We start from the raw sequence: 25,120 nt of genomic DNA on the forward strand, positions 1-25,120 counted from the left end.
GCTAGCGCGCGAGGGGACATCACGACATCACAAAAAAACAACACATGATAAAATTACATTATAGGGATGCTGAGATTATAGATATTGAGCGAATAGTAGAAGTGTATAATTCAACAATACCGTCTAGAATGGTGACGGCAGATACTGAACCTGTGACTGTGCAGAGTAGAATGAAATGGTTTGAGGATCACACACCATCTAGAAGGCCGCTTTGGGTAATAGAGGATGAGGGAGATGAAATAGTCGGTTGGGTTAGTTTTCAATCGTTCTATGGTAGGCCTGCTTATGACGGCACAGTGGAAATTAGTATCTATCTGGATGCAAATCAACGTGGAAGGGGATTAGGCAAGCTAGTAATAGCACACTGCATAGAACAGGCGCCTAAGTATGGAATTACGAATTTATTAGGGTTTATCTTTGCTCATAATATCCCTAGTATAAAGTTGTTTGAGTATTTTGGTTTTGAACAATGGGGGATGTTGCCTAATATCGCTGTGTTAGATGGGCAGGAGAAGAGTCTGATGATATTAGGAAAGAGGGTTTGTTAATGGTTTACAGTTAGCGGTTTTTATATAGCGTTTAGAAGACGAATGCTCTTGTGAAATGATGAGACATCACGGCATCACAGAACTGGTGTTAAAAAAGCACAAGAAAATAATACCTCAAAGTCGGGAGACTTTGCGGAGCTTGTATCACGCCATCACAAAAAAACATCACAAAAAAAAATCTTGTAACTAAATCTTCTCACAGTGGATTTAATTACAAGATTCTAGATACTACTTTAGATTCCAATATGATGTGCGTATTCATCATCCGTTTTGTCTTCTAATCCATAAAATGAGTTTGCTGGTGAAACTGCATTGCAATGAGCGCAAATATACGCGTCTATTGATGGGTCGTAGTAGTGATCTTCATGGTTGTTTTCACAATTATCACTTGTTGTAAAAAGTAGATTTTCTGTCATTTGTGTGAGTTTTAAAATTATGTCTCTAATATAGGTTATAAAATACTGTAAAACAAATATTTAGATAGTTTTATTTTGTTTAATTATGTTAAATGTTTGCAAAATGAGAATTTTAGGGTAGGTTAAGAGGGATTAGCAAGTACTCTAAGTAATATAAAATAGGAAATGTTCTTTTCAAATTGATAAAAACACAAAAAGACAAAATCCCAAAACAACAATAGTAAAAAAGTTTCTTTATCTCCTTTATTAATCTTATTTTTGGCTAATTCGCTATAGAATGCTTATAGCTTAGTAATCAATAAATTCAATATATTTTACTTTATGTCAGACGATAAAAAGGTAATTTTTTCGATGTCAAAAGTGAGTAAAACTTACTCATCGACAAACAAAACGGTATTAAAAGATATTTATTTAAGTTTCTTTTACGGAGCTAAAATTGGTATTTTAGGTCTTAATGGTTCAGGTAAATCTTCTTTATTAAAGATTATCGCTGGAGCGGATAAGAACTATCAAGGGGATGTGGTATTCGCACCTGGATATACTGTGGGTTACTTAGAACAAGAACCTCAGTTAGACGAAACGAAGACTGTAATCGAAATCGTTAAAGAGGGTGCAGCAGATGTTGTAGCTGTCTTAGATGAGTTTAATCAGATTAATGATATGTTCGGTTTGCCAGAGGTTTATGAAGATGCAGATAAGATGCAGAAACTAATGGACAGACAGGCTGAACTACAAGATAAAATAGATGCTGTAGGTGGATGGGAACTTGATACTAAGTTAGCTATCGCAATGGATGCTTTACGTACTCCAGAACCTGATACACCTATTAGTATATTATCAGGAGGGGAACGTCGTAGAGTAGCTTTATGTCGTTTATTACTTCAGAATCCAGATGTACTATTATTAGATGAGCCTACTAACCACTTAGATGCTGAGTCTGTACACTGGTTAGAACAACACTTACAACAATATGCTGGTACAGTAATCGCTGTAACGCACGACCGTTATTTCTTAGATAACGTAGCAGGTTGGATTCTTGAGCTAGATAGAGGTGAAGGTATTCCTTGGAAAGGGAACTATTCTTCTTGGTTAGATCAAAAGTCTACTAGATTAGCACAAGAGGAAAAAGTAGCATCTAAGCGTCGTAAGAACTTAGAGCGTGAGCTTGACTGGGTACGTCAGGGGGCTAAAGGTCGTCAAACGAAACAAAAAGCAAGGTTACAGAACTACGATAAATTATTAAACGAAGATCAAAAAGAGCTTGAAGAGAAATTAGAGATCTACATCCCTAATGGACCTCGTCTAGGTACTAACGTTATCGAGGCTAAGGGTGTAGCAAAAGCTTTTGGAGACAAGTTGTTATATGATGATTTGAACTTTACATTACCTCAGGCAGGTATCGTAGGGATTATCGGACCTAACGGAGCTGGTAAGTCTACTATCTTCCGTATGATTATGGGTGAACAACAGCCTGATGCTGGTACGTTCTCTATCGGAGATACTGTAAAAATCGCTTATGTGGATCAAGCGCACTCTAATATAGACCCTGAGAAATCAATCTGGGAGAACTTCTGTGATGGTCAAGAGTTGATCATGATGGGAGGTCGTCAGGTGAATTCTCGTGCTTATTTGAGTAGATTTAACTTCGGTGGTTCTGATCAAAATAAAAAGGTGAATACATTATCAGGAGGTGAGCGTAACCGTTTACACTTGGCAATGACATTAAGAGAAGAGGGTAACGTATTACTTCTGGATGAGCCTACGAATGACTTGGATGTTAATACACTTCGTGCATTAGAAGAAGGTCTAGAGAACTTCGCTGGATGTGCGGTAGTTATTTCCCATGACCGTTGGTTCCTTGACCGTATATGTACACATATATTGGCTTTTGAGGGAGATTCTCAAGTTTATTTCTTTGAAGGATCATTCTCAGACTATGAAGAGAATCGTAAGAAACGTTTAGGTGATGTAGCTCCTACTCGTTTGAGATATAAAAAATTAGTTCGCTAATTAAAATATTAAAAAGCCTAATTAGTTATCTAGTTAGGCTTTTTTGGTTGTGATTCTGTTGTTTTGTTTTTTTGTGATTTCGTTTTTTCGTTTTTTTGCAGAGCGTATTATTCTTTTAATAGTTAATTAAGCTTTTAAAAAACAACATCACGACATCACGCCTTCACGACATCACACCATCACAAAAAAACAAAAAAACAAAAAAAATGAACATAGATATATTAACGATTAACGCCAAATCAGCAGAGGGACAACCAGCTGTCTTTAACCCTGTAGTAGTAGGGTTTGCAGATGGAACTTCCTATTTGATAGATTGTGGGTTTACTTATAACTTTAAGGAGTTTAAGCAAGAGCTAGTTAGTTTAGGGCTAATGATAGCAGATCTAAAGGGGATTATTATATCACATGATGATATAGACCACTTAGAAGGATTACATTGTTTTAAAGAGGAGTACGTAGCTCTAGAGGTGATTACTAGTGCTCTAGAGGCTGATTCTGTATCAGGTAAGATAGATTCCGAACGATTAGTACAGGTGAGAGAGAGCTTAGCACACGTACCAGCAGAGATGAAAGCTTGGGTAGAGGGCTTTATAGCAGATTTAGAAGCTGTTAAGCACTTTGAGGTAGATCGTACTTTAGAGGATGGACAGCTATTTAAAGATACATTACACGTTATAGCTACACCAGGGCATACTAAAGGGCATATTTCTTTCTTTGATACGGAGAGTAAGACACTTATAGCAGCTGATGCAATCGTGGTAGAGAATGGTGAGTTTGATATCGCTAATCCTCAGTTTACTTTAGATATGGAGGCTGCATTAGCATCTGTAGAGAAGATCAAGGCACTTAAACCTAGTCGTATTATTTGCTATCACGGTGGGGTAGTAGAAGATGATATTGATGGGAAGTTAGAGAGGTTAATTATAAAATACAGTAGAGACGCAACACTTTGCGTCTAATATTTAATCTGTAGAGACGTCAATACATTGCGTCTAATGTTTAATCTGTAGAGATGATTGCTTTGCGTCTAAACAAAAAAGAGAAAGGCTACTTAAACTTGATTTAAGTAGCCTTTCTTTTTTGTATTTAATTTTTCTCTATATAAATGTAATAAAGACATTTAAGATTAATGCGTTTAGGATATCAATAAAGAATGCACCTACCATCGGAATGATAAGGAATGCTTTAGGAGATGGCCCGAAACGACTTGTTACAGCCTGTATATTCGCTACAGCAGTTGCAGTAGCTCCTAGTCCGAATCCACAGTGTCCAGCACTTAGTACGATAGCATCATAATCTTTCCCCATCGCTCTATACGTTATAAAGTACGCAAAGAATAACATCATCACTACTTGCACCACTAAGATAAGTAAGACAGGTAAAGCAAGCTCTGTAATTGTCCACATTTTTAAAGACATTAAAGCACATGCTAAGAAGATGGATAGACCAGCATTACCTAATATTTCTATAGATTCATCATGCATCTTTACCTTAAATAGATGTGGAAGTACGTTTCTGATTACTACTCCTATAAATAAACACCATACGAAAGTAGGTAGTTTAAATACGTACTGAGCATTCCAGTCAGCTAGATATTGTCCTACAACTAGACAGATAGAAAGAAATGTGATAGTCATCATCACACTCTTATAGTTTACCTTTTTGTCTGTTACTACTGATGGAGCAGAGATTTCATGTGTCTCATCATTCTCTTCTATTTGCTCAGGAGATAATTCTTTGTAATTGTTCTTGCGAAGTAGTTTATATGCTAATGGTCCACCAATAGTCCCTCCTAAGATAAGTCCAAAAGTAGCACAAGCCATACCGATATCTCTAGCTCCTATTAGAGGGTTAGCACTTGCCATAAATGTATCAGCCCAACCTCCTGCAGTACCGTGACCACCAGTAAGGGTAATAGAACCTGCGATTAATCCAAATCGTGGATCTAACTCTAATAAATAAGCTAAGGCTACTCCTAAAGAGTTTTGACAAATAATAAAGACAGCGGCTACCATTAAGAATATGATTAAGCCTTTTCCTCCTTTAAGTAGTGTTCTAAAATCTGCATTTAGCCCAATAGAAGAGAAGAATATAAACATCATTCCCTGTTGGATATCTTCATTAATGGTGAATACCTTACCTGAGATAGAATAAGCTGCCCATGACACCATAGCAACGATAAAACCACCTACAACGGGTTCGGGGATATTGAATTTTTGAAAAAAGTTTACTTTTTGAACTACGAAGTGTCCTAGTAGTAGTACAAAGCAAGCAAGCATCAAAGTTTCATAAATTCCAAAATCCATATAAGTCTGTTTTATTTAAATTACTATAAAAAATATTGAGTATTTGAGTACTCTCGGTCGCAAATATAAAAAAACTAGGATGGAGTATCGCGAAAAAGTTAGTTTTATTGTGTTAAGGTTATTGATTTGTTATTTGTATTCTGCTATGGTAATGAGTGAGATGTAGTGTGATTGTTAGTTTAATTGTAATTTCTATAAACAAATTTGAATATCTTGCTTTGAGATTAGTATATAAATAATTACTTTTGCGCATGCAACACAATGTACTTATTTTAGATTTTGGATCGCAATACACTCAGTTGATTGCGAGGAGAGTTCGCGAGTTAAACATATTCTGCGAAATCTTACCTTACAATGATATGCCTAAAGATTTAACAGAATATAAAGCTGTTATCTTATCAGGTAGTCCTTATTCAGTTCGCTCAGAAGAAGCGTTACACCCAGATTTATCGAACATTAAAGGAAAAATGCCTTTATTAGCAGTGTGCTACGGTGCACAGTATTTGGCTCATTTCTTCGGTGGAGAAGTAGCACCATCAGATACTCGTGAGTACGGTAGAGCTAATTTAGACTTCGTCGCTGACGATGCTTTCTTTAAGGGGATTCCTCACAACAGTCAAGTGTGGATGAGTCACAGTGATACAATCAAACAATTACCTACTAACGGTGTACTTTTAGCAAGTACTAAGGATGTGAAGAACGCTGCTTATAAAGTAGAGGGAGAACAAACTTATGCTATCCAGTTTCACCCAGAAGTTTATCACTCTACAGACGGAGCACAGCTGTTGAAAAACTTCTTAGTAGACATCGCAGGAGTTAACCAAGACTTTACTCCAAGCGCTTTCGTAGAAGACACAATCGCAGATTTAAGAAATAAAATCGGAACAGAAAAAGTAGTATTAGCTTTATCTGGAGGTGTAGATTCAACAGTAGCTGCTGTATTATTACACAAAGCTATCGGAGAGAACCTATACTGTATTTTCGTTAATAATGGACTATTGCGTAAAAACGAGTTCCAAAATGTATTAGATCAATACAATGGAATGGGATTAAACGTAAAAGGTGTAGATGCTACAGACCGTTTTATGGATGCTTTAGCTGGTCTAGAAGATCCAGAGTTAAAACGTAAAGCTATCGGTAAATCATTTATCGATGTATTTGACGATGAGTCTAAATTAATAGAGGATGCTACATTCTTAGGTCAAGGTACTATCTATCCTGACGTTATCGAATCTATCTCTGTGAAAGGACCATCTGCTACTATTAAATCTCACCATAACGTAGGGGGATTACCTGACTTTATGAAGTTAAAAATAGTAGAGCCTTTACGTATGCTATTTAAAGATGAAGTACGTAGAGTAGGAGCTTCTTTAGGTATCGATCCTGAGTTATTAGGAAGACACCCTTTCCCAGGACCTGGATTAGCAATTAGAATCTTAGGTGATATCACACAAGAGAAAGTACGTCTATTACAAGAAGTAGATGCTATCTTTATAGAAGGATTAAAAGAGCATGGTCTTTATAACTCAGTATGGCAGGCAGGAGCAATCCTTTTACCTGTTAATAGTGTAGGTGTTATGGGAGATGAGCGTACATATGAGAAGGTAGTAGCTCTTAGAGCTGTAGCTTCTACAGATGGTATGACAGCTGACTGGGTACACTTGCCTTATGAGTTCTTAATGGAAATCTCAAATAAAATAATTAACCGCGTAAAAGGTGTAAACAGAGTGGTTTACGATATTAGTTCTAAACCGCCTGCAACAATTGAGTGGGAATAATTTAAATAATTGAATAAGTCGCTGTAACTTTGTTATAGCGACTTTTCGCTTTTATAATTCGACGCTAATGAAAAAGAAGTTATTTATAGCCTTAACGGCATTTGTTTTTACATCCTCTGTTTTTGCCCAAGCTGGGTCATTTATTCAATATCGAGTTAATAAGGGGGATACTGTTAGTAAAGTCTCTAGGGATTATGATATTCCTGTGGGAGAAATCTTGAAGTATAATCCTGACGCGAAGAATGGAATTAACGAGAATAGTTTTCTATTAATTCCTACGAAAGACTTTATAGCAAAAGAAAAGAATAAGAGCGCTAACCCTCTATTAAAGGAGAAAGAAAGCGCAAAAACAAATAATACTTCTACAAACAAAGGTGTACACACCGTACAATCTAAGGAAACACTATACAGCATTAGCAAAAAGTATGGGGTATCAGTAGATAATCTACACGCGTGGAATCCTACGTTAAAGACTACGGGATTATTAGCGAATAGCGAGATTATCGTATCGTCAAATTATAAAAAGGGTGGTTCTGTAGATGTGACTAGTTATGATCAGGGTACACCTAAGAAGATACCGACTACCTTAGCGGCTTCGTCTGCAGATACGATTAAGGATATTAATAATATCTATTACCGTACGATAGATGTAGAGCCACAGGCTACTTTATATAGCTTAGCGGTGGTGTATAATACTTCTGTACAGCGTTTATTAGAACTTAACCCTGAGCTTAAGGATGGGTTAAAAAGCGGGCAGTCTATCAAAGTACCTGCTTATGGATTCCAATCAAAAGCAAAAGTAGTAGAGGTAACTCCTGATGCGCCAAAAACAAACGATACTAAGTTTATCAAGGTAACGATAGAGCCTCAACAGACCTTATACGGTATTAGTCGTAAATATGATATTCCTGTAAAAGAGTTAATCAAACTTAATCCTGATCTTCAAGATGGACTAAAGACAGGAATGGAAATTCTAGTACCTAGTACAGGTAAGGAGGTTGTAGAAGAACCTACGAAGACGAATATCACACTACCAACTGCAACAGGAGGTTTTGTAGATTTGAGTGATTCTGTTACTCGATCTGAACGCAAAGAATTAGCTTTATTATTGCCTTTTAATATTGATAAAATAGGAGGAGATGTAGATGCCAAACTTGGCTCTGATGCCTTTTTAAATATGACTTTAGACTTTTATTCTGGTGCTAAGTTAGCAGTAGAGTATGCTGAGAGTCTAAACTTGCCATTGACTGTGAATGTATATGATTCTAATGAGACGAAATCTAGCAGTGGTGTGAAGGATGTGTTTAAGAATAAAGACTTTAACGATACAGATGTTATTATAGGACCTTTCTATCAAAGTAACGTGGATGAAGCGGTGAAGAACTTGCCTAATGATAAGGTGATTCTAGTATCTCCATTGTCTAATGAGAAAGCAACGCCTTCTAATCGCTTAGTGCAGACTATGCCTTATAGTGATGTACTTAAAAAGCAATTGATAGATTACTTTAAAAACTCAGGTGCGAAGATTACTGTAGTTGTTGATGATAAAAAACAGTCAACAAAGCAGTTTATGCAAAAGCACTTCTCTGATGTTAAAGTAGTCAGTACATCTCAAATTAGCGAGCTTGACAAAACATTAGTTAAAGACAAAAAGAATGTATTTATCTTAGATTCGAATAGTATCGCTTCTGCTTTATTGTTTACTGATAGATTAAAGAATAGAGTGAAGGATTATGATATACAGATTGCCTCTTTTGACAAATCTGATGTATTTGACTACAACGAAATCAAAATACAGACTCTAGTTGACTTAAAATATACTTTCCCTTCTGTAACAAGAGATGCAGGTGAGTCTAAGTCAGAATCATTATTCGCAACAGAGTATAAAAATAAATATAATGTATATCCTAACCGCTTTGCCACAAGAGGTTTTGATGTGACGCTAGATGTAATCTTGAGAATGTTCCAAAAAGAGGAATTCCTTCAGACATCAGCGAAGAAATCACAAGAGATAGAGAACAGGTTTGTCTATGGTAGAAATCCTGAGGGTACAGTGCGTAACTCAGGTGTTTATCTATTACAGTATGACAGTGATTTAAATGTAAAGGTGATTAATTAAGTATGATCAACAATGAAAAGTATCTAGTAGAGCTAGCGCATACTAAAATGCCGTATGGCAAATATGAGGGGTGGTATCTAATAGATTTGCCAGAGTATTATGTCGTTTGGTACCATAATAAGGGATTTCCTAAGGGAAAACTAGGAGAGCAGCTAGGTTTAATCTATGAGTTGAAGTTAAATGGCCTAGAACAATTGATCAGGAATATTCGAAGTAATTTTAAATAATTACTTTCTGAAATACACTATAAAAGGACAGGTTATCACTATAATCTGTCCTTTTTTTGGTCTGGTTATAGGGATCAATGCCAATGTATAATTGAAAGTCATCTTGGTCTTATAGATTTATTTTGTAGCAAGAAACAAAGATGTATAAAATATTTAGATTTTAATATGTATCTTTGCAAGGCATTCATTTTGAATGTTTAATAGTTTTTTTAGGCCAATCTTCTAGGCTAATATCTAAAAATAATCAGAAATTATCTTAACAGGGTAAAAAAGGCATTTTTATGGCCTCTTGGTTTGGGTGAGTCTATAATGAGTCCATTGTGAGTCCATAATGGGTCCATTAAGACAGTCTTTTCAATGGAGTCACTATGGACTCTGGATGCAATCAAAATACTTTCATATAAAACCATATAGCAACTTCATAGACGGAAATGGGTAAATAAAAAGGGGGAATTTTTTTTTGAGGGAAGTGATAAGATATGTAATCCTTAGAAAGGATAGAAACATTGATTTCTAATGAGATAGAAGTTAGGCAAAATTACGAAAGTAAATTGAATATATAAGAAAGGAGCTGACTGAAAGCTGTTGTGTTCTTTAAAAGTCGAGATAACCACAGTATTTATTAAAATAATTATATTGTTAGTTTTTTGGCACTAGAAGTACAACTTCTATAATTAGGTTTGCGAGTATTGTCAAATCGATAAAAAAAAGCACTGATAACCTCGTATGTGGTAATAGAGTGGGGGTTTTGTAGGTTTTTTTAGGAAACTCAAAAGAGGTTTAATGCAAATTAATTATTGTAAATTTGCAAGGTAAAAATCGAGTGATTATGATGAATATTCCTACTTCAGATCGACCACGTGTTGTTATTATCGGCGGTGGTTTTGGGGGATTAGCGCTTGCTAAGAAACTAAAGAATAAAAACTTTCAAGTTGTACTTTTAGATAAGCATAACTACCATACTTTTCAACCATTGCTATATCAAGTAGCAACAGGGGGATTAGAGTCTGGATCTATTGCTTACCCTATCCGTAAGGTAGTACAAAACTATGATCAAATCTTCTTTAGAGTCGCTAATGTACAACGTATTGATACAGAGAATAAGAAAGTAATAGCAGATATCGGTACGATTTTTTATGATTATGTGGTGATCGCTACAGGATCTAAGACTAACTTTTTTGGTAATGAGAATATTACGAAGAACAGTATGGCGATGAAGACTATTCCGGAGTCTCTAGATATCCGTAGCTTAGTATTAGAGAACTTCGAAGCTGCTCTTTTGACTACTGATGATGAGGAACAAAAGGCATTAATGAATTTCGTTATCGTAGGTGCAGGACCGACAGGGGTAGAACTTGCTGGGGCGTTAGCGGAGATGAAGAATCATGTATTGCCAAAGGATTATCCAGACTTAGATTTTAATAAGATGCAGATTCACGTGGTACAAGGAGCGAATAAGGTCTTGGATGCGATGAGTGAGAAGTCTTCTAAAAAAGCACAGGAATTCCTTGAGAAACTTGGGGTGAAGGTATATCTAGGAGAGATAGTTACAGATTACCAAGATAAAGTAGTACATACCAAGTCAGGCAGACAGTTCGCTGCAGAGACGATGATATGGACTGCGGGGGTGATGGGAGCTGCTGTAGATGGATTTGACGCTACAGTTATCCAACGTGGTAATAGAATAAAAGTAAATGAGTTTAATCAAGTAGAGGGCTTCACAGATATATTTGCTATCGGTGATGTAGCTACTATGATGACTGAAAAAACACCAATAGGACATCCTATGATGGCTCAGCCAGCTATTCAACAAGGGGAATTATTAGCGAACAACTTGATCAAACTTAGAGAGGGACAACCTCTAAAGTCATTTACCTATGCGGATAAAGGATCTATGGCAACTATCGGACGTAATAAAGCAGTAGTGGACTTGCCGAAGTTTCAGTTTAGTGGGTTCTTCGCTTGGTTCGTGTGGATGTTTGTACACTTAATGTCTCTAATTGGATTTAGAAATAAATTAGTTGTGTTTTGGAACTGGTTATATAACTATATGATGTTTGATAGACAGGCACGTCTTATCATTCGCCCATTTAAGAATAAAGAGAATCAACGCGAATAGTTTTTACTTTAAACCCAAAATCCGCATTAGCCAAATACTACAAAGCAATTCTACTTCATAGCTCTTTCATTAGCTCTAAAACCATACTATAGTATGCTTGTATCGCTAATTCAGACCTATCTTGTATAATTACTTTTCGTTTGTATGTCTATCACGGATTTTGGGTTAAATTATAAAAAAAGCCTACAAACTCGTCATGAGATTGTAGGCTTTTTTGTGTCTTAAGTCTATCAAATAGGATTCTTTAAATCGTAATTAATCAAAAGATCTACGAACTTGTTATAAGACTGTAAGCCTTCTTTTTGATTATTAAGCTTTAGGAAGCTATTGTAAAACACCTTAAAGAAAGTATCTGTGAAATTCTTATATTCACTCCAGAAGACGATATTTTCATTTATATTCTCCTTTACACCAGGTTGTATCGTTTTTAGTAGATCTTGTACTTCAGAAGATTCTATATCGTTGATATTGGAAATACAGTATCTAAGCGCGTAAATAATAGCAGAGTATTGATAGGCTAAGTCCTCTTGATTATAAGACGCCATAAAGCCTATAAAGTTAGCATCACTCTCTTTAGCAAAGCCCAATTGATGTGACAGTTCGTGTGATGCCGTTACGATTAGAGTAAGCGTAGGCACTTTATTATTGACCTGAGCCTCTAGTGTGAACGGATTTATATATCCCGAAAAACCCATATACGTAAGGGGTAAACTAAATAAAGACTCCTTAATCGCCAGTGTTTTAGTGTTATCTATATTGTGCAAGAAGCTTATTTGCTCCACGCCCTTTTTGCTGTCCTTTAAGATCGTTTTGATATCCTGTTTTAGGTATACACCTGTTAGCGTATCTTTAGTAATAGCTAATTGGAGCAAATTAGCCTTTTTAATCAACTTACTCGTTAGTGTGATAAGTTGATCCTCATCATAGCCTCTTTTTATCTCTAATTGGCTCTCTAGGCTTGGACGGTAGTTATTTAATCCCCAACCCAAGTTAAACAGAATATAAAACACAGTAATAAACTTTAAAGCAAGGCTACTACAAGCCATACTAATCTTCTTCCAGCCTTTATTTTCTTTAATTCCCTTGTATAGTTTATAGATAAGAAATATCCCGACTATCAGATATAGTACATCACCTAAAGAAAAGGGCAGTAGGGAAGTAACCGTATTAAATATTTTACAGAGATAGTAGTAAAACCCTGTCGTGTAGTAGGTCTCTATCCACTGTGGATAAGAGGTAATTATATTGAACGCAACGATAGAAAAAACAAACAAGAGTAACCAATACCTTAATTTCATAAAACTGTGATAAAATTCGTTTAATTAATTTAGAATAGATAAAAATAGATATATTTGTATCAAATTCTAAAACTATGAGTAAAGTTAAGAAAGGTGAGAGAACTATCTTCGTTTGCGATGGAAAAAAATGCTGTAGATATAACGAAGAGACTAAGAGTTGCTTTAAAGCCCTATTAGAAGAGAGCGGACTTTCTGACGATTACTCTGTGTGTAAGATGAAATGCCAAGGAATGTGTAAAAGCGCTCCTGTGGTATATCTCTCTAGCCACGACAAGTATAAAAAAGAAGTCGGAGCAAAGAAAGCAAAGAAGATTTTCCAGGAATACATAATCGCTTAATTATATTATTACCGTAATATTCTATAACAGAGAAACAAGGCTATTTAGTTATACTAGATAGCCTTGTTTTTTTATGGTTAACAGTGGTTAATCAGTAGAGACGCAACACTTTGCGTGTCACATAATGTGTTTGAGCGTAGCAAGTTAATTTTGTTTCAGGAATTTGTGTTGTAATTGACCGCTTAGGAGTTACAGCCTTGATTTTTTTGTTACTTTCCCCACATACTCTGCTTTCGCAGACTTTATCAAGAAAAAAAAGTAAAGAACGCAACCGCGTAGCGAAAAAATTAACAAGTGATATAAACTATAACTACCTCTCGTAAGCTTACGAAGTGATAAAATAAAGTATACTGTTTTAAAAATCCTCTTTCTTTGATTTCTATCCTCTTTACTTTTGTGATTAAGACAGATAATGCCTATGTTTAGACTTTTAAAACCAATCTAACCCTATTTATGAAGAATATCATCGTCTTGGCAACTGTTCTACTATTTACACTGACCTCTTTTGCCCAAAAAGCACCTACTAACCCTGAGAAGTTCTTAACTTCATTAAGTGCACATTGTGGTAAAGCCTATAAAGGACAAGTAGTATCTCCTAATGTACCTGCAGACTTTAAAGACAAAGAGTTAATAATGAGAGTTATCTCGTGTAAAGCAGACGAAGTAAAGATCTCTTTCTTTGTAGGAGAGGATCTCTCACGTACGTGGATCTATACGCTAGTGGAGGGAAAAGTAAAGTTGAAGCACGATCACAGACATAAAGATGGTACACCAGATGACATCACGATGTATGGTGGTACTGCTACTAATACAGGATTTGCAGATATGCAATTCTTCCCTTCTGATCAGCAGACTGTTGATATGATGAGCTCTATAGCAGGTAATGTATGGTGGGTAACTATCAATGATAATATTTATACTTATAACCTAAAGAGAGTTGATAAGACTAGCTTCTTCAGTGTATCTTTTGATTTGTCAACACCTGTGGCAACAGATAAGATGCCTTGGTAAAATGATATAAACGAAAAAAGCCTCATCAGATTTCTCTTTTGAGGCTTTTTTCTTCATAGCAATTTAATTTATTTTTAATTGTGGGGCAATTATTGTTTCAAATTTGGATAGGCTTTATACCTTTATTCCCATATCCTGCGCAAAGGAATCAAAGAATATTTAGTGGTTAAAAGCTTAGCAAATGTATAGGTATCTCCTAAATCTCGCAATTGTTAAGTACCCATATTAACATAAAGTATACCTTTTGTATAACATAGATAGGCGTAGAATAGAGCCTTTAAGTATATTTTTATTTATACTTTTTAGGTATAAGTTGTTTGTTATTAGAGGTATATGGGTGTTTGTTGGCTGATGGAGTAGGTAATTGTGCATACTATAGATATTGTTGTGTAATTTATTAAATGTTAAAAAATAATAGTGATGTTAAGAGTTATATGTGCCATAATAGAGTGTAATGAGGAAGTTTTAATCGCTCAAAGAAGCGAAAAAATGCTATTACCGCTTAAATGGGAGTTCCCAGGCGGAAAAGTTGAAGTAGGAGAGAGCGACCACGACTGTATTATCAGAGAGATTAAGGAAGAACTAAATCTTGATATTACAGTATTAGCCCAGCTTACACCAGTAACACATCATTACGATACTTTCTCCTTAGAGTTAATTCCCTTTGTTTGTCATGCGAATACACAAGCGTTCGAGAAGACAGAACACGCACAAGTTTTATGGGTAAACCCTAAAGAGTTAATAAAGTATGATTGGGCAGAAGCGGACATTCCTATCGTAGAAGAATATGCGCTCCCTTCGGGGAATTACGAATTATAAATTAGGAATTAGGAATGGTTGCCTTTCAGGCATTAGGGGATACGACCTATCCAGTAGCCATAATCCATATCCCCAATCCTTACGCTGGCGCAGGACAGAGCGTTAAAAAAGTGTCCTGTGGGCAGTTTTAGTGAATGGGACAGGCGGCGTGATGGAGCAATCCGTGCCGTGTATTTCCACACAGTAACCATAATACATAACAAAAAATAAAAGAGGGTATCTATACAGACACCCTCTTTACGGTCAACTACTATATGTTTATGTGTTATTATTTGAAGAAGCTGAAAAGAATAAACATACCTCATCGACCTATTGAAACATAGTTATTGATGGTTATTTCATGATTTTAACAGGAGTATGCCCCTTGTTGATCGTTGTATCTTCTTGTTGCTCTTTTTTATTCTTCCCTCCGAAGTTATAAGTAATCCCAAATTTGAATACACGCATATCATTTTTCACAGTGAAATTAGTCAACTGATTAGGATTCTCTAAAATTGTAGTGCGCACTCCACCTGTCTTAAACAAATCACTTATTGCTAATGTAGCAGTGAACTTCTCATTTAAGAATTTCTTACTTACCCCAAGGTTTACCTCTCCTAAAGAGCGGTATTTAAAGTTAGAATCTATCCCTCCGTTTTGGTACCAAGCTGTTAGCTCGATGCTGATATTCTGAGGAAGCTTGAAGTTGTTATACGTGAATACACCTATGCTATTTTTGTTCTCATTCACGAGGTTGTTATCATATCTAGTATTGTAATAATATATCCCGTGGTAGTTCTCCCACCAATTAATAGTAGGTATAGGCATTGATAGCGAAGCTTGCCACTCACTTCTACTTTTGCCATTTATACTCGTGAAGTAAGCCTTATTAAGCCCTTCATTAAAATAGCTGTATAGCATCGGATCAATTATTCTACTATATCCTAAACCCAAATCAATAAAACCTAGAAACTGCTGATTAACCTCTATATTATTAGAATATTCAGGCTGTAGATTAGGGTTACCCATAGAGGTCGTCGTACTGTTTAGGTATCGCACCGCAGGGTTAAGCTTATCAAATTCAGGTCTTTCTATTCGTCTAGAGTAAGATGCCATCACAGCATAATTATCATTAGCTGTATAAGTTACTTGTACAGTAGGGAATAGCGAGAAGTAATCTTGTTTTACTAACTTCTTGTGATTTAATGTATCACCAGAGATATGTGTATATTCTCCTCTTAACCCTGCTGTGATAGCCCATTTATCAAAGTTCATATCTAACGAACCATAGAAAGCGTGAACCCCTGTTTTATACTCAAACTCACTCTTTCTTATATTATTTACCGCATTGCCATTGTTGATAAGTGTTCTCAGACGTTCATCTGTTTGGAGAACAGTGTAATTGCTCTTCACACCGAACTCTACTTTACCACTCGTATTCTCTTGTTCCCAAAGTGGTTTTTGATAATCTGATTTGAAGTTAAACTCTTTTCGATCAGTAGGGTAGGTATTGTGTTGTTTCGTTAGCAGCGCATTTGGACGCAAGGCATTCCCATTGTTCCCAAAGATGTAATCATTCACATCTGCCTTGACATAAACAGTTCCCACTGAAGTAGTCCAATTCTCTTTTTCTGCTACTTTTACCTTATAGGTTAAGTCCGCTTTAAAATTGGTCAGTTTGCTTCTATTTTGATTCATCTGAGTTGATTGTTGAGTAGCAGTACCTATTGCCCCAAAGTCAATAGCTGTGTTCACTGTACTTGGCGTATCATTATAATCAATTGACGTGTTTAGACTAAGTACATTACCGTTGTCAAATGTTCTGTCAATGCCTAGTTTGACTAGGTGTGATCTACTGTTAATGAAAGTGCGTTGAGATTGGTTAAGCCACTGTTTATCTAATGTAGTAAGCTCTTTCTTCTCATAATTTTCTCGCAGTCTATCAGGTGCATAACTAAAGGAGTAGAGAAAGTTATAGTTCCAGTGGTCATTGCCATACCCAAGACTTAACGAATGATCTGTACTTACCTTTTTACTCACTCCCACAGTAGAGTTCACCGTTCCATAGAACCCTTGTACTAGCTTCTTTTTAGAGATAATGTTAATCACCCCACCTGTACCAGACGCATCTATATTAGCAGGAGGTACATTCATAATCTCGATAGACTCTAGCGTAGCACCAGGAGTACCTTTCAGAATTGTCTTAAGTTGTTCAGCAGACAGTTGCGTAGGTTGTCCATCCATTAAGACCGTCACTCCAGACTTTCCTTTGATCTTAAGTTCCCCACTTTGACTGATTGTTACCCCAGGTAGTGTTTTGAGCACATCATAAGCAGACTGTGTCTTGGCTAGACTACTCTGCTCGATATTTAAAGTAGCCTTACCAGGAGTTACTTTTAACGCCTTTCTGTGGCTTGTGATCATCACCTCGTCTAAGATATTCTCATCAGGTACCATTACTAAATTTAGGGGAGTATTGACCTCTGAGATATCCACCTTTAGTATTAGATCTTTATAACCTATGAAACTACTAGTTAGCTTGTAATTTCCTGTTGATTTAATAGCATCAAAGCTAAAACTACCATCTTCTTCACTCGTGATGAAGTATTCTTCTTTTGTATTATTAGTAGCTTGTAGTACTAGAGTCGCCCAGCCGATAGAGGCAGATTGACTATCTTTAAGCATACCTTTTAACTGAGACTGTGCCCATAGAGGGACGCTGATTATACACAGGAGTATAATTAAGATCTTTTTCATCTTGAAATAGTATTAGCGGTTATTTCTGAGGCAAATGTATACTGAACACCCACTCTTTTTTTTGGGTTTTACATCAAGTAACATATTTTTATACTAAAGCTTTTTAAACAATGATTGTAGTGTATTTAAGAAGCAAATTCTCTATAACTTACCTTATAAACACTTCGTGTACAAAAAATGTCAGTTGATGTATCTATCTATATATCGATGAACTACACTGAATTACATTTGCACCAAATAGAGGAGTTATGAGAATTAATAGATATTTGAATAAAGGGTATCGTTCTACTGCAGCGATGATTTTAGTACAGGCTTTTAAGAGTAAACTATTAGGGATACTTGGCACAGAAGAGCAGTTATATGAGGTGATCTTAAAGTCGATAGATGCGAAGCATATAGTGGTAGCTCGATCTAGTGAAGGCGAACTTATCGGTGTAGCAGCTTATCAGTATAATGGCAAGTTTACCCTTGATATCACCCTGAGTACGATGATAGAAGTCTATGGGTTTTGGAGGGGAATACAAAAGATGTTTATGCTCTTCACTCATTTTCCGACTAAGCGAGATATCTCAACGCTCTATGTGGATGCCTTAGCTGTAGATAACCGATTTAGAGGACAAGGTGTAGGGCAACTCCTACTTAAGGAAATAGAGAAAATAGCCATAGAGGAGAACCTCAGTTTTGTCTCTCTAGATGTGGTCAAAGAAAATACTCGTGCAAAAGAACTCTATGAGAAAGTAGGTTTCGTAGAGGTGAAGTATGAAGAGCTTGATACTAAGTCAAGTGATAGACTAGGCTTCTCAGGGTATTACTATATGATGAAGTTGGTTTAACTATACTTCAGTTTAGCTTACTGTAGAATGAGAATAGTATTTTGTCACTTAAAGTTTTTTGTTTAAATTACTAATGAGTACATTATTACCTTTGAATGATGAGTGAAGTTAGTAAACAAGAGCATAAGAATTGGAAATACAGAGCTTGGCTAACCATATTTGTGGCGCTATTCTTTATTTTTTCTTTGTATATCGTCAGTACGGCAGATCAGTATCAGATCGTATCCTTTGAGAGTGGATATACATTCACTGCAGATGTGATATGGTTCATCGTTATAAGTTGGGTAGTGACTACACTTGGAATATTTATATCGGATAAGTTACCGATGAAGACCTATTCTATCAAAGAACTAATGCGATTATGGACGTTACAGATACTTATAGGCGTACTTATCTTCCTATCATTAGTGATTATAACGGACTATTATCTAATCGATGCAGATTATGTAGCTAAAGATGATTGGGTAGAGATAAGACAGTTTTTGTTTATTGGCGTTTGTCTAATGATTATCATTATGGTTATCCACAACGGAAGAAAACTTATCAGGCTATGGAAAGACTCGGTCTATGAAAACTCACAGATGAAAGAGATTATGTTACAATGTCAAGTAGCTTCTCTAAAAGCTCAGTTAGACCCTCACTTTATGTTTAATAACTATAGTGTGCTAGGAAGTCTAATTAAAGAGGACAGTGAGAAAGCAAGCCAATTCTTAGAGCGATTATCTGATGTACACCGCTACTTACTTAGTAACCTAGAACACGATCTAGTCAGCTTAGCCAAAGAAATTCAGTTCTTAATAGACTATTTTTACCTGATGAAGATACGCTTTGGAGATAGTATACAAGTTGATATAAGTGTCAAACCCGAATTATTGGGAATGAAGATACCGCCGATGACCTTACAACTATTGCTAGAGAATGCCATAAAATACAATAAAGCGACTAAGAAAAGTCCCCTCAATATTAAGATTTATGGGGAAGAAGAATATTTAGTGATAGAAAATAATTTGCAACTATTAAATAACCTTCCTCATTCTTCTAAATTAGGACTGACTAATATAAGGAAAAGATACCAACTCGTCGAAGATAGAGAAGTGGTGATAGAACAGACAGAATCAGTATTTAGAGTAAGAATCCCTTTATTACAAGATTATGATAAGAGCATTAATAGTAGAAGATGAACAATATAATGCGCAGCACCTAATAGGACTGTTAAGTGAGATAGACCCTACTATAGAGATAGTCGCTATCATAGAGGGAGTAGAAGACTGTATAGAGCGCTTAGAGACTGACCATAACATAGATCTTATCTTTATGGATATCAGGCTGAGTGATGGTGTGTGCTTTGAGATATTTGATGCGATAGAGGTCGATATACCTATCGTATTTACTACTGCGTATGATCAATATGCCTTACAGGTATTCCAAGTTAATAGCATAGATTACTTGCTTAAACCCATCAAGAAAGTTGCCTTAGAACAAAGCATAGACAAGTACAAGAAACTGCATAAACTACAAGCTTTTGACAAGAGTATCTTAAACAATCTGAGTGAAGTAATGCTCGGCAAAAAAGAGAACTATAGAATGCGCTTTCTCTTGAGTAATAATGATCGTTATAAAGTTATCCAAACTCAAGATGTCGCTTATATCTATACAGAGTTTCGCTTGTCAAAAGCAGTGATGTTCGACAAATCAGAACACGTGCTACCTTTCACAATGGAAGAGTTAGAGACTGAACTTGATCCCAAGCGATTCTTCAGAGCCTCTAGACAATATCTAGTCAGCTATGAAAGCATCAAAACAATACAAAACAACCTTAATAGCAAGGTCAGTATTATCCTAAATAACAATGTGGAAGTCGATCTAAGTAGAGAGCGCACAAGAGCTATAAAGCAATGGCTAGACACCTAGGCCCTTCGGGAAATTAGGAATTATAAATTAGGAGTTAGGAATTGTTTGCCCTTCGGGATTAGGGAATATTAGATCTTACAGACATATTTTATCACATAATCTACATCCACAATCTTTGCGCTGGCGCAGGACAGAGCGTTAAAAAGTGTCCTGTGGACAGTTTTAGTGAATGGGACAGGTGGCGTGATGGAGCAATCCGTGCCGTGTATATCCACACAGTAGCCACAATCCTCTTTTAGATGTTTTATGTGGGCGTATTGTAATACACCTGTACCGTCTGGCTATTAAATGGGGATTTCCTTGTTGTTCTTAACCTTTTTTAGATCTTTTTTGAACTGAGAAGTAAGTTGTAACTGATACATACATTACAACTTATCTACTAGATCTAAAAACTCTTTTTTGTTTAAATTCTCTAGATTGCTCTCATTCATAGCGTCTATCGTTTCTTGGTTTGGTTCGTGATAATTAGTGGCTTGTATTAATAATGTCTCTATTAGATTATTAAAACTTCTATTATTCTTTTTTGCCAACTCCTCTATGTGATTATAAAGCCCTCTGTTAAGTCTAAAAGAGCCTGCTTTTTTCGTTTCTTTAGTACTCATAAGGTATATAAATGTATTTATATGTAATACAAAAATATACAATAATTAGATATAAGATTGTTTCTTAAGACTTCTTTTATTATCCTGTACAAAGATGAAGATTACAGAAATGCTATTTAGAGACTAGGGAATAAAACGCCACTTTTGACCATTTTTTGCCTAAAATTGCCTATTCTGTCTTGTGAATTACGTAAAGAAGGAGAACTTTGTTTAATGTGTAAAACTCTTCAAAGCCTTATGTATACTAGGCTAAAAGCTATGTGTGGGTGGGTTTGTTCGGAAGTCGTTTTGGAAGAATTCGGTAGTTGTTCGGAAAACACCCCCTTGTTCCGAACAAGTACTGGATTCTTCCGCAGGCGTTCCGAAGGAATGGATATGTTTGTGTTAGTATTATGTTGATAGTAAGTTTGATATGATTTTTTTATTGGGCGTTTTTAGGTAAAAAATGGTCTTTTTTGGCTTTTTTTAGTCTTTTTTGGACAAAAGTTACCTGATGTCGTAAGAAGGTTTTTAGTAATTGTAATTTTGGTGTGTATTTGAATATAGAAATGTTCTTTGAAATAATACTTATTATGGGATAACGAAGGTTACTTGTTAAGCTTAATCTTTGGGGGATTGAGTAGAAGTTCGTAATTTTAACCTGAACTGGATTAATCAAAAGATGAAGAAGATACTAGATCAAGGAGCGAAGATAGGTAAGCAAGGACTTAAGTCCGTAGGGATTGTGTTCTCTTGTTTGATCCGTTGGGTGGGGATGATGGCAGTTGGGGTGTTCCTGTCTCTGTGGATATTCTTCTATTCGATGAGTAAGATATATCAACTGAGAAGTGGAAGTGAAGCGAAGGGCTTTTGGAATAACTTTACGGCTTTCTTTAGTGATATTAACTACTCTGTTATCCTTATTTTCTTATTGCAAATAGTGATGATCATCGCTTACTTTTTTGTAGCGAACAAGTATGTGATTCAGAAAGCGATCTCTCTATTATGGGAGAAACAAGGAAGTGTGTTTATCACTGACTATGTAGGTCAACTAATGGATTATCTTTATGAAAAGAGACCTTCGTTATTTGGGGATAAACCTAATAGGGAAGAGATACAGCGCGAAGTAATCTCGCTTAATGATCACAATCACGTAGCTGGTATACTACAGCGCAAGACAACTCATTATGTAGTCTCTAAAGCTCGTCTAGGCAACAGTTCTTCAAGTTTAGTACAGCAGTTGACGACACTTCGTTTTAATCCGATGGCATTACTTCCTGCACTTTGGGTATTTTATGCCTTAGTAGGGGTACAAGTGCTGTTTATACTTTATATTTACTATAGATTTTAGTAGTTTATTTACTACCTTTAGTATTCTAAAAAGAGAATAAGATATGAAAATAGGTAACGATACGATAGGAATAAGCAATGGAGATAAGGTTAAACTTGTATTGTTTTTCTTTGTAATATATGTGTTGATAATGCTTGGTTTTGATTGGCTTTTTGATGGAGCGATTAAAAGTTGGGAGAATTATCTTTTAAAAGGTCTGATTTATAGTTTATTGCTCTCTGGGTTAATGTATTATTCGATTAAGACATTGACTAAAAGAGTGGAGCTAAAACTGCAAATTCCCTTGGCTGAAGGTGAGGAACTTGAGGCGTATGGGGTGGCTAATATGTTCTTAGGAAAAGAGGCGATAGGGGGTAAATTAGGGATCACAGAAGATACTCTAGTATTCCACTCGCATAAGTTTAATATTCAGAGGAGCACTATTCGCATTCCTTTTGAGGATATTAAGAGTATAAAGCCCTGTAAGGTGATGTGGATATTAAGTAATGGAATAGAGGTAAGGACAGATGCAGAGCGATGTGTATTCGTAGTGAATGATAGAAAGGCTTGGCTAGAAGTAATCAAGCAGAAAATAAAGTAATACCTTAAATCTGCAAATAACGTTTAAACGAGAATGAATTGTACAAAACAGAGTGAGATTAGTGATTAAAGCATACTATAGTATGGTTTTAGAGCTAATCGAAGCTATGTGAAGTAGAATTAATTCGCAGTAAATGGTGGTTGCAGATTTAAGGTAATAGATAACGCCTGTAAGAAGTACTTACAGGCGTTATTATTTGTACAGTATCGCTAAATAATGTAGCAAATACGGGTTTTTTAAGAGTAACAAGACACATTAAACCAAAAAAATACTACCTTAGCTATTAAGATTTAATACTTCAATGAATAGATTTACAGCTATAGATTTTGAGACCGCTCAACCCCAACGCAATAGTATTTGTCAAATAGGGTTAGTGGTATTCGAGAATGGAATAATAGTAGATTCCCTAAACATACTAGTACAACCTCCTCAGAATGCTTATTGGAGCAAATTTATAGATGTGCACGGTATTACACCTGAAGATACGAAGTATGCACCTACGTTTGAAGAGGTTTGGCATAAGGTATTGCCCTTTATAGAGTTTCAGAATGTAGTAGCACATAATGGTTTTGGTTTTGACTTTCCTGTCTTAGCGAAGACACTAGAGTATTATAACCTAGCTATACCAGAGTATGAGAAGCATTGTACCTATAAATTGTACAAGAAAGGGTTGGCTGCATTAGCTACACAGTATAAGTTAAAGCTTAATCACCACGATGCACTTAGTGATGCGAAGGTATGTGGAATACTATTTGAACAGTATTTAAAGGGGGAAGGATTAATACTGTAATTACAAGATTATGACGAAAACAAAAGAGTATTTAGAACACAATAAGAAGGCTTGGGATAAACAAGCATTAGCGAATCAACAATGGTCACTACCTGTAAGTGCAGAGACTGTAGCGAAGGCTAAAGCAGGCGAATGGGAGTTATATGTACTACCTACGCCTATAGATAAAGAGTGGTTAGGAGATGTGGGGGGAAAGAGAGTACTGTGTCTAGCTTCTGCGGGAGGACAACAAGCGCCTATATTATCTGCTATCGGAGCGAAAGTGACCGTCTTAGATTTATCAGCAGAACAGCTAAATAAGGATAAGGAAGTAGCGATGAGAGATGATCTTGATTTAACTACTGTGCAGGGAGATATGACTAACCTAGTGATGTTCGCAGATAATAGTTTTGATATCATCATACACCCGATATCTAATCTGTATGTGAGTGATGTGACGAAGGTGTGGAGGGAGTGCTATCGCGTATTATCTAATGGAGGTCGACTGATCAGTAGTTTTTATAATCCAGTGGTTTTTATTCACGATAAGGATACTAAATATACTGCTGAAGGAGTTATTAAACCAAAGTATAAGATACCTTATGCAGACTTGCGAGATTTAAGCCAAGAGCAGATAGACGAAAAACAAAATAAAGAGGAAGCTTTTGTCTTCGGGCATAGCCTTCAAGATTTGATAGGGGGACAGTTAAAAGCCGGTTTCTTAATTAAGGAATACGAAGAGGTGTTTCAACCTAACCCAAGATTTGTAATAGATCATTATTTACCAACCTTTATAGGTACAGTAGCAATTAAACTTCAATAGTATGGAGAAGAACATAGTCTGGACAGGTGTCGATAGCTTATCGATAGAAAAGTGTGTCTTGATTGATAAAGAAGAGACTATTCACTGTAAGGGTGAATTAGTAGGAAATAAAAATAACCAAGTATATGGTGCCGAGTATCAGGTAGTAGTTGATCAGAAGTGGGAAACTAGGTTCTTCGATATCTCGTGTAAGGTAGGACATAAGAACTATGCGATACACGGGTACAAATTAAACAATCAATGGATCATAGATGAACAAGAACATCCAGAGTTGCACGATTGTTTAGATATTGATATTTCTGTGACTCCATTTACCAATACGCTACCAATTAATAGACTTAAACTAGAGATAGGGCAAGCTAAAGAATTGGCAGTGCTTTATATTAATCCGCTAGAAGAGCGATTCACAAGAGTGGTACAGCGCTATGAGCGATTATCAGAGACAACTTATCACTATAAGAACCTATGGAGTGATTTTGAGTCAACGATAGAGGTGGATAGTGATGGATTAATCACTAATTATCCGAAGTTATTTAATAGAGTATAG

22 protein-coding genes are annotated in these 25,120 nt (G+C 36.0%); 18 read left to right on the top strand and 4 right to left on the bottom strand.

All coding sequences use genetic code 11. The annotated features are described in order from the left end of the window. Positions 1-44 precede the first annotated feature (44 nt). The 3 genes from CF599_RS14680 to CF599_RS14695 all read left to right on the top strand — a co-directional run bounded on the left by CF599_RS14680 (position 45) and on the right by CF599_RS14695 (position 3,933). Positions 45-548, top strand: a complete 504-nt coding sequence (locus CF599_RS14680) for a GNAT family N-acetyltransferase (protein ID WP_121966751.1) — start codon at positions 45-47, stop codon at positions 546-548. Positions 549-1,285: 737 nt separating this feature from the next. After that, on the top strand, positions 1,286-2,974 hold the full coding sequence (gene ettA / locus CF599_RS14690) for an energy-dependent translational throttle protein EttA (protein ID WP_121966753.1): 1,689 nt from the start codon (positions 1,286-1,288) through the stop codon (positions 2,972-2,974). Positions 2,975-3,180: 206 nt separating this feature from the next. Beyond that, positions 3,181-3,933, top strand: a complete 753-nt coding sequence (locus CF599_RS14695) for an MBL fold metallo-hydrolase (protein ID WP_121966754.1) — start codon at positions 3,181-3,183, stop codon at positions 3,931-3,933. Between the two features lie 138 nt (positions 3,934-4,071). Here the strand turns inward: CF599_RS14695 and gltS are convergent, their stop codons facing one another. After that, on the bottom strand, positions 4,072-5,280 hold the full coding sequence (gene gltS / locus CF599_RS14700) for a sodium/glutamate symporter (protein ID WP_121966755.1): 1,209 nt from the start codon (positions 5,278-5,280) through the stop codon (positions 4,072-4,074). Between the two features lie 251 nt (positions 5,281-5,531). Here gltS and guaA point away from each other — a divergent pair, with 251 nt between their 5' ends. The 4 genes from guaA (at position 5,532) to CF599_RS14720 (ending at position 11,523) form a co-directional block, all read left to right on the top strand. Further along, on the top strand, positions 5,532-7,058 hold the full coding sequence (gene guaA / locus CF599_RS14705) for a glutamine-hydrolyzing GMP synthase (RefSeq protein ID WP_121966756.1): 1,527 nt from the start codon (positions 5,532-5,534) through the stop codon (positions 7,056-7,058). A 67-nt stretch (positions 7,059-7,125) separates the two neighbouring features. After that, positions 7,126-9,177, top strand: coding sequence for a LysM peptidoglycan-binding domain-containing protein (locus tag CF599_RS14710; RefSeq protein ID WP_121966757.1), 2,052 nt, complete (start codon positions 7,126-7,128; stop codon positions 9,175-9,177). 2 nt (positions 9,178-9,179) lie between these two features. Continuing rightward, positions 9,180-9,404, top strand: coding sequence for a DUF3820 family protein (locus tag CF599_RS14715; protein ID WP_121966758.1), 225 nt, complete (start codon positions 9,180-9,182; stop codon positions 9,402-9,404). A gap of 829 nt (positions 9,405-10,233) precedes the next feature. After that, positions 10,234-11,523 carry an NAD(P)/FAD-dependent oxidoreductase gene (locus tag CF599_RS14720; protein WP_121966759.1) on the top strand — a complete coding sequence of 430 codons (1,290 nt, stop codon included), beginning with the start codon at positions 10,234-10,236 and terminating at the stop codon, positions 11,521-11,523. A gap of 230 nt (positions 11,524-11,753) precedes the next feature. On the opposite strand, the gene CF599_RS14730 is transcribed toward CF599_RS14720, so the two are convergent. Continuing rightward, positions 11,754-12,821, bottom strand: coding sequence for a DUF3810 domain-containing protein (locus CF599_RS14730; RefSeq protein ID WP_121966760.1), 1,068 nt, complete (start codon positions 12,819-12,821; stop codon positions 11,754-11,756). A gap of 74 nt (positions 12,822-12,895) precedes the next feature. Here CF599_RS14730 and CF599_RS14735 point away from each other — a divergent pair, with 74 nt between their 5' ends. The 3 genes from CF599_RS14735 to CF599_RS14745 all read left to right on the top strand — a co-directional run bounded on the left by CF599_RS14735 (position 12,896) and on the right by CF599_RS14745 (position 14,989). After that, a complete protein-coding gene (locus tag CF599_RS14735; protein ID WP_121966761.1) occupies positions 12,896-13,159 on the top strand; it encodes a (2Fe-2S) ferredoxin domain-containing protein in 264 nt (87 codons plus the stop codon). 453 nt (positions 13,160-13,612) lie between these two features. Beyond that, positions 13,613-14,170 (top strand): hypothetical protein, encoded by a 558-nt coding sequence (locus CF599_RS14740; protein WP_121966762.1) that lies wholly within the window; start codon positions 13,613-13,615, stop codon positions 14,168-14,170. Positions 14,171-14,590: 420 nt separating this feature from the next. Continuing rightward, positions 14,591-14,989, top strand: a complete 399-nt coding sequence (locus CF599_RS14745) for a (deoxy)nucleoside triphosphate pyrophosphohydrolase (protein WP_121966763.1) — start codon at positions 14,591-14,593, stop codon at positions 14,987-14,989. 333 nt (positions 14,990-15,322) lie between these two features. Here the strand turns inward: CF599_RS14745 and CF599_RS14750 are convergent, their stop codons facing one another. Then, on the bottom strand, positions 15,323-17,725 hold the full coding sequence (locus tag CF599_RS14750; RefSeq protein ID WP_121966764.1) for a TonB-dependent receptor domain-containing protein: 2,403 nt from the start codon (positions 17,723-17,725) through the stop codon (positions 15,323-15,325). A gap of 248 nt (positions 17,726-17,973) precedes the next feature. Here CF599_RS14750 and CF599_RS14755 point away from each other — a divergent pair, with 248 nt between their 5' ends. The 3 genes from CF599_RS14755 to CF599_RS14765 all read left to right on the top strand — a co-directional run bounded on the left by CF599_RS14755 (position 17,974) and on the right by CF599_RS14765 (position 20,469). Then, entirely contained in the window at positions 17,974-18,558 is a 585-nt protein-coding gene (locus CF599_RS14755; protein ID WP_254050324.1) for a GNAT family N-acetyltransferase, read from the top strand. 95 nt (positions 18,559-18,653) lie between these two features. Further along, positions 18,654-19,739 carry a sensor histidine kinase gene (locus CF599_RS14760; RefSeq protein WP_121966765.1) on the top strand — a complete coding sequence of 362 codons (1,086 nt, stop codon included), beginning with the start codon at positions 18,654-18,656 and terminating at the stop codon, positions 19,737-19,739. Further along, positions 19,711-20,469, top strand: coding sequence for a LytTR family DNA-binding domain-containing protein (locus CF599_RS14765; RefSeq protein WP_121966766.1), 759 nt, complete (start codon positions 19,711-19,713; stop codon positions 20,467-20,469). Before CF599_RS14760 ends, CF599_RS14765 begins: the two co-directional genes overlap by 29 nt. Before the next feature lie 365 nt (positions 20,470-20,834). Here CF599_RS14765 and CF599_RS14775 read toward each other — a convergent pair whose 3' ends face one another. Beyond that, positions 20,835-21,071 (bottom strand): hypothetical protein, encoded by a 237-nt coding sequence (locus CF599_RS14775; protein ID WP_121966767.1) that lies wholly within the window; start codon positions 21,069-21,071, stop codon positions 20,835-20,837. Between the two features lie 661 nt (positions 21,072-21,732). On the opposite strand from CF599_RS14775, the gene CF599_RS14780 reads away from it, so the two are divergent. From CF599_RS14780 to CF599_RS14800, 5 genes are all read left to right on the top strand, one after another. Continuing rightward, positions 21,733-22,401: a hypothetical protein gene (locus CF599_RS14780; RefSeq protein WP_121966768.1), complete on the top strand. Its 669-nt coding sequence runs from the start codon at positions 21,733-21,735 to the stop codon at positions 22,399-22,401. Positions 22,402-22,444: 43 nt separating this feature from the next. Beyond that, positions 22,445-22,981, top strand: a complete 537-nt coding sequence (locus CF599_RS14785; RefSeq protein ID WP_121966769.1) for a GRAM domain-containing protein — start codon at positions 22,445-22,447, stop codon at positions 22,979-22,981. Between the two features lie 301 nt (positions 22,982-23,282). After that, a complete protein-coding gene (locus CF599_RS14790) occupies positions 23,283-23,771 on the top strand; it encodes an exonuclease domain-containing protein (RefSeq protein ID WP_121966770.1) in 489 nt (162 codons plus the stop codon). A gap of 10 nt (positions 23,772-23,781) precedes the next feature. Further along, entirely contained in the window at positions 23,782-24,573 is a 792-nt protein-coding gene (locus CF599_RS14795; RefSeq protein ID WP_121966771.1) for a class I SAM-dependent methyltransferase, read from the top strand. Position 24,574: 1 nt separating this feature from the next. Then, complete coding sequence (locus tag CF599_RS14800) at positions 24,575-25,120, top strand: putative glycolipid-binding domain-containing protein (protein ID WP_121966772.1); 546 nt, start codon at positions 24,575-24,577, stop codon at positions 25,118-25,120.

This window comes from Myroides sp. N17-2 (assembly GCF_002286775.1).
Taxonomy (GTDB): Bacteria; Bacteroidota; Bacteroidia; order Flavobacteriales; family Flavobacteriaceae; genus Flavobacterium.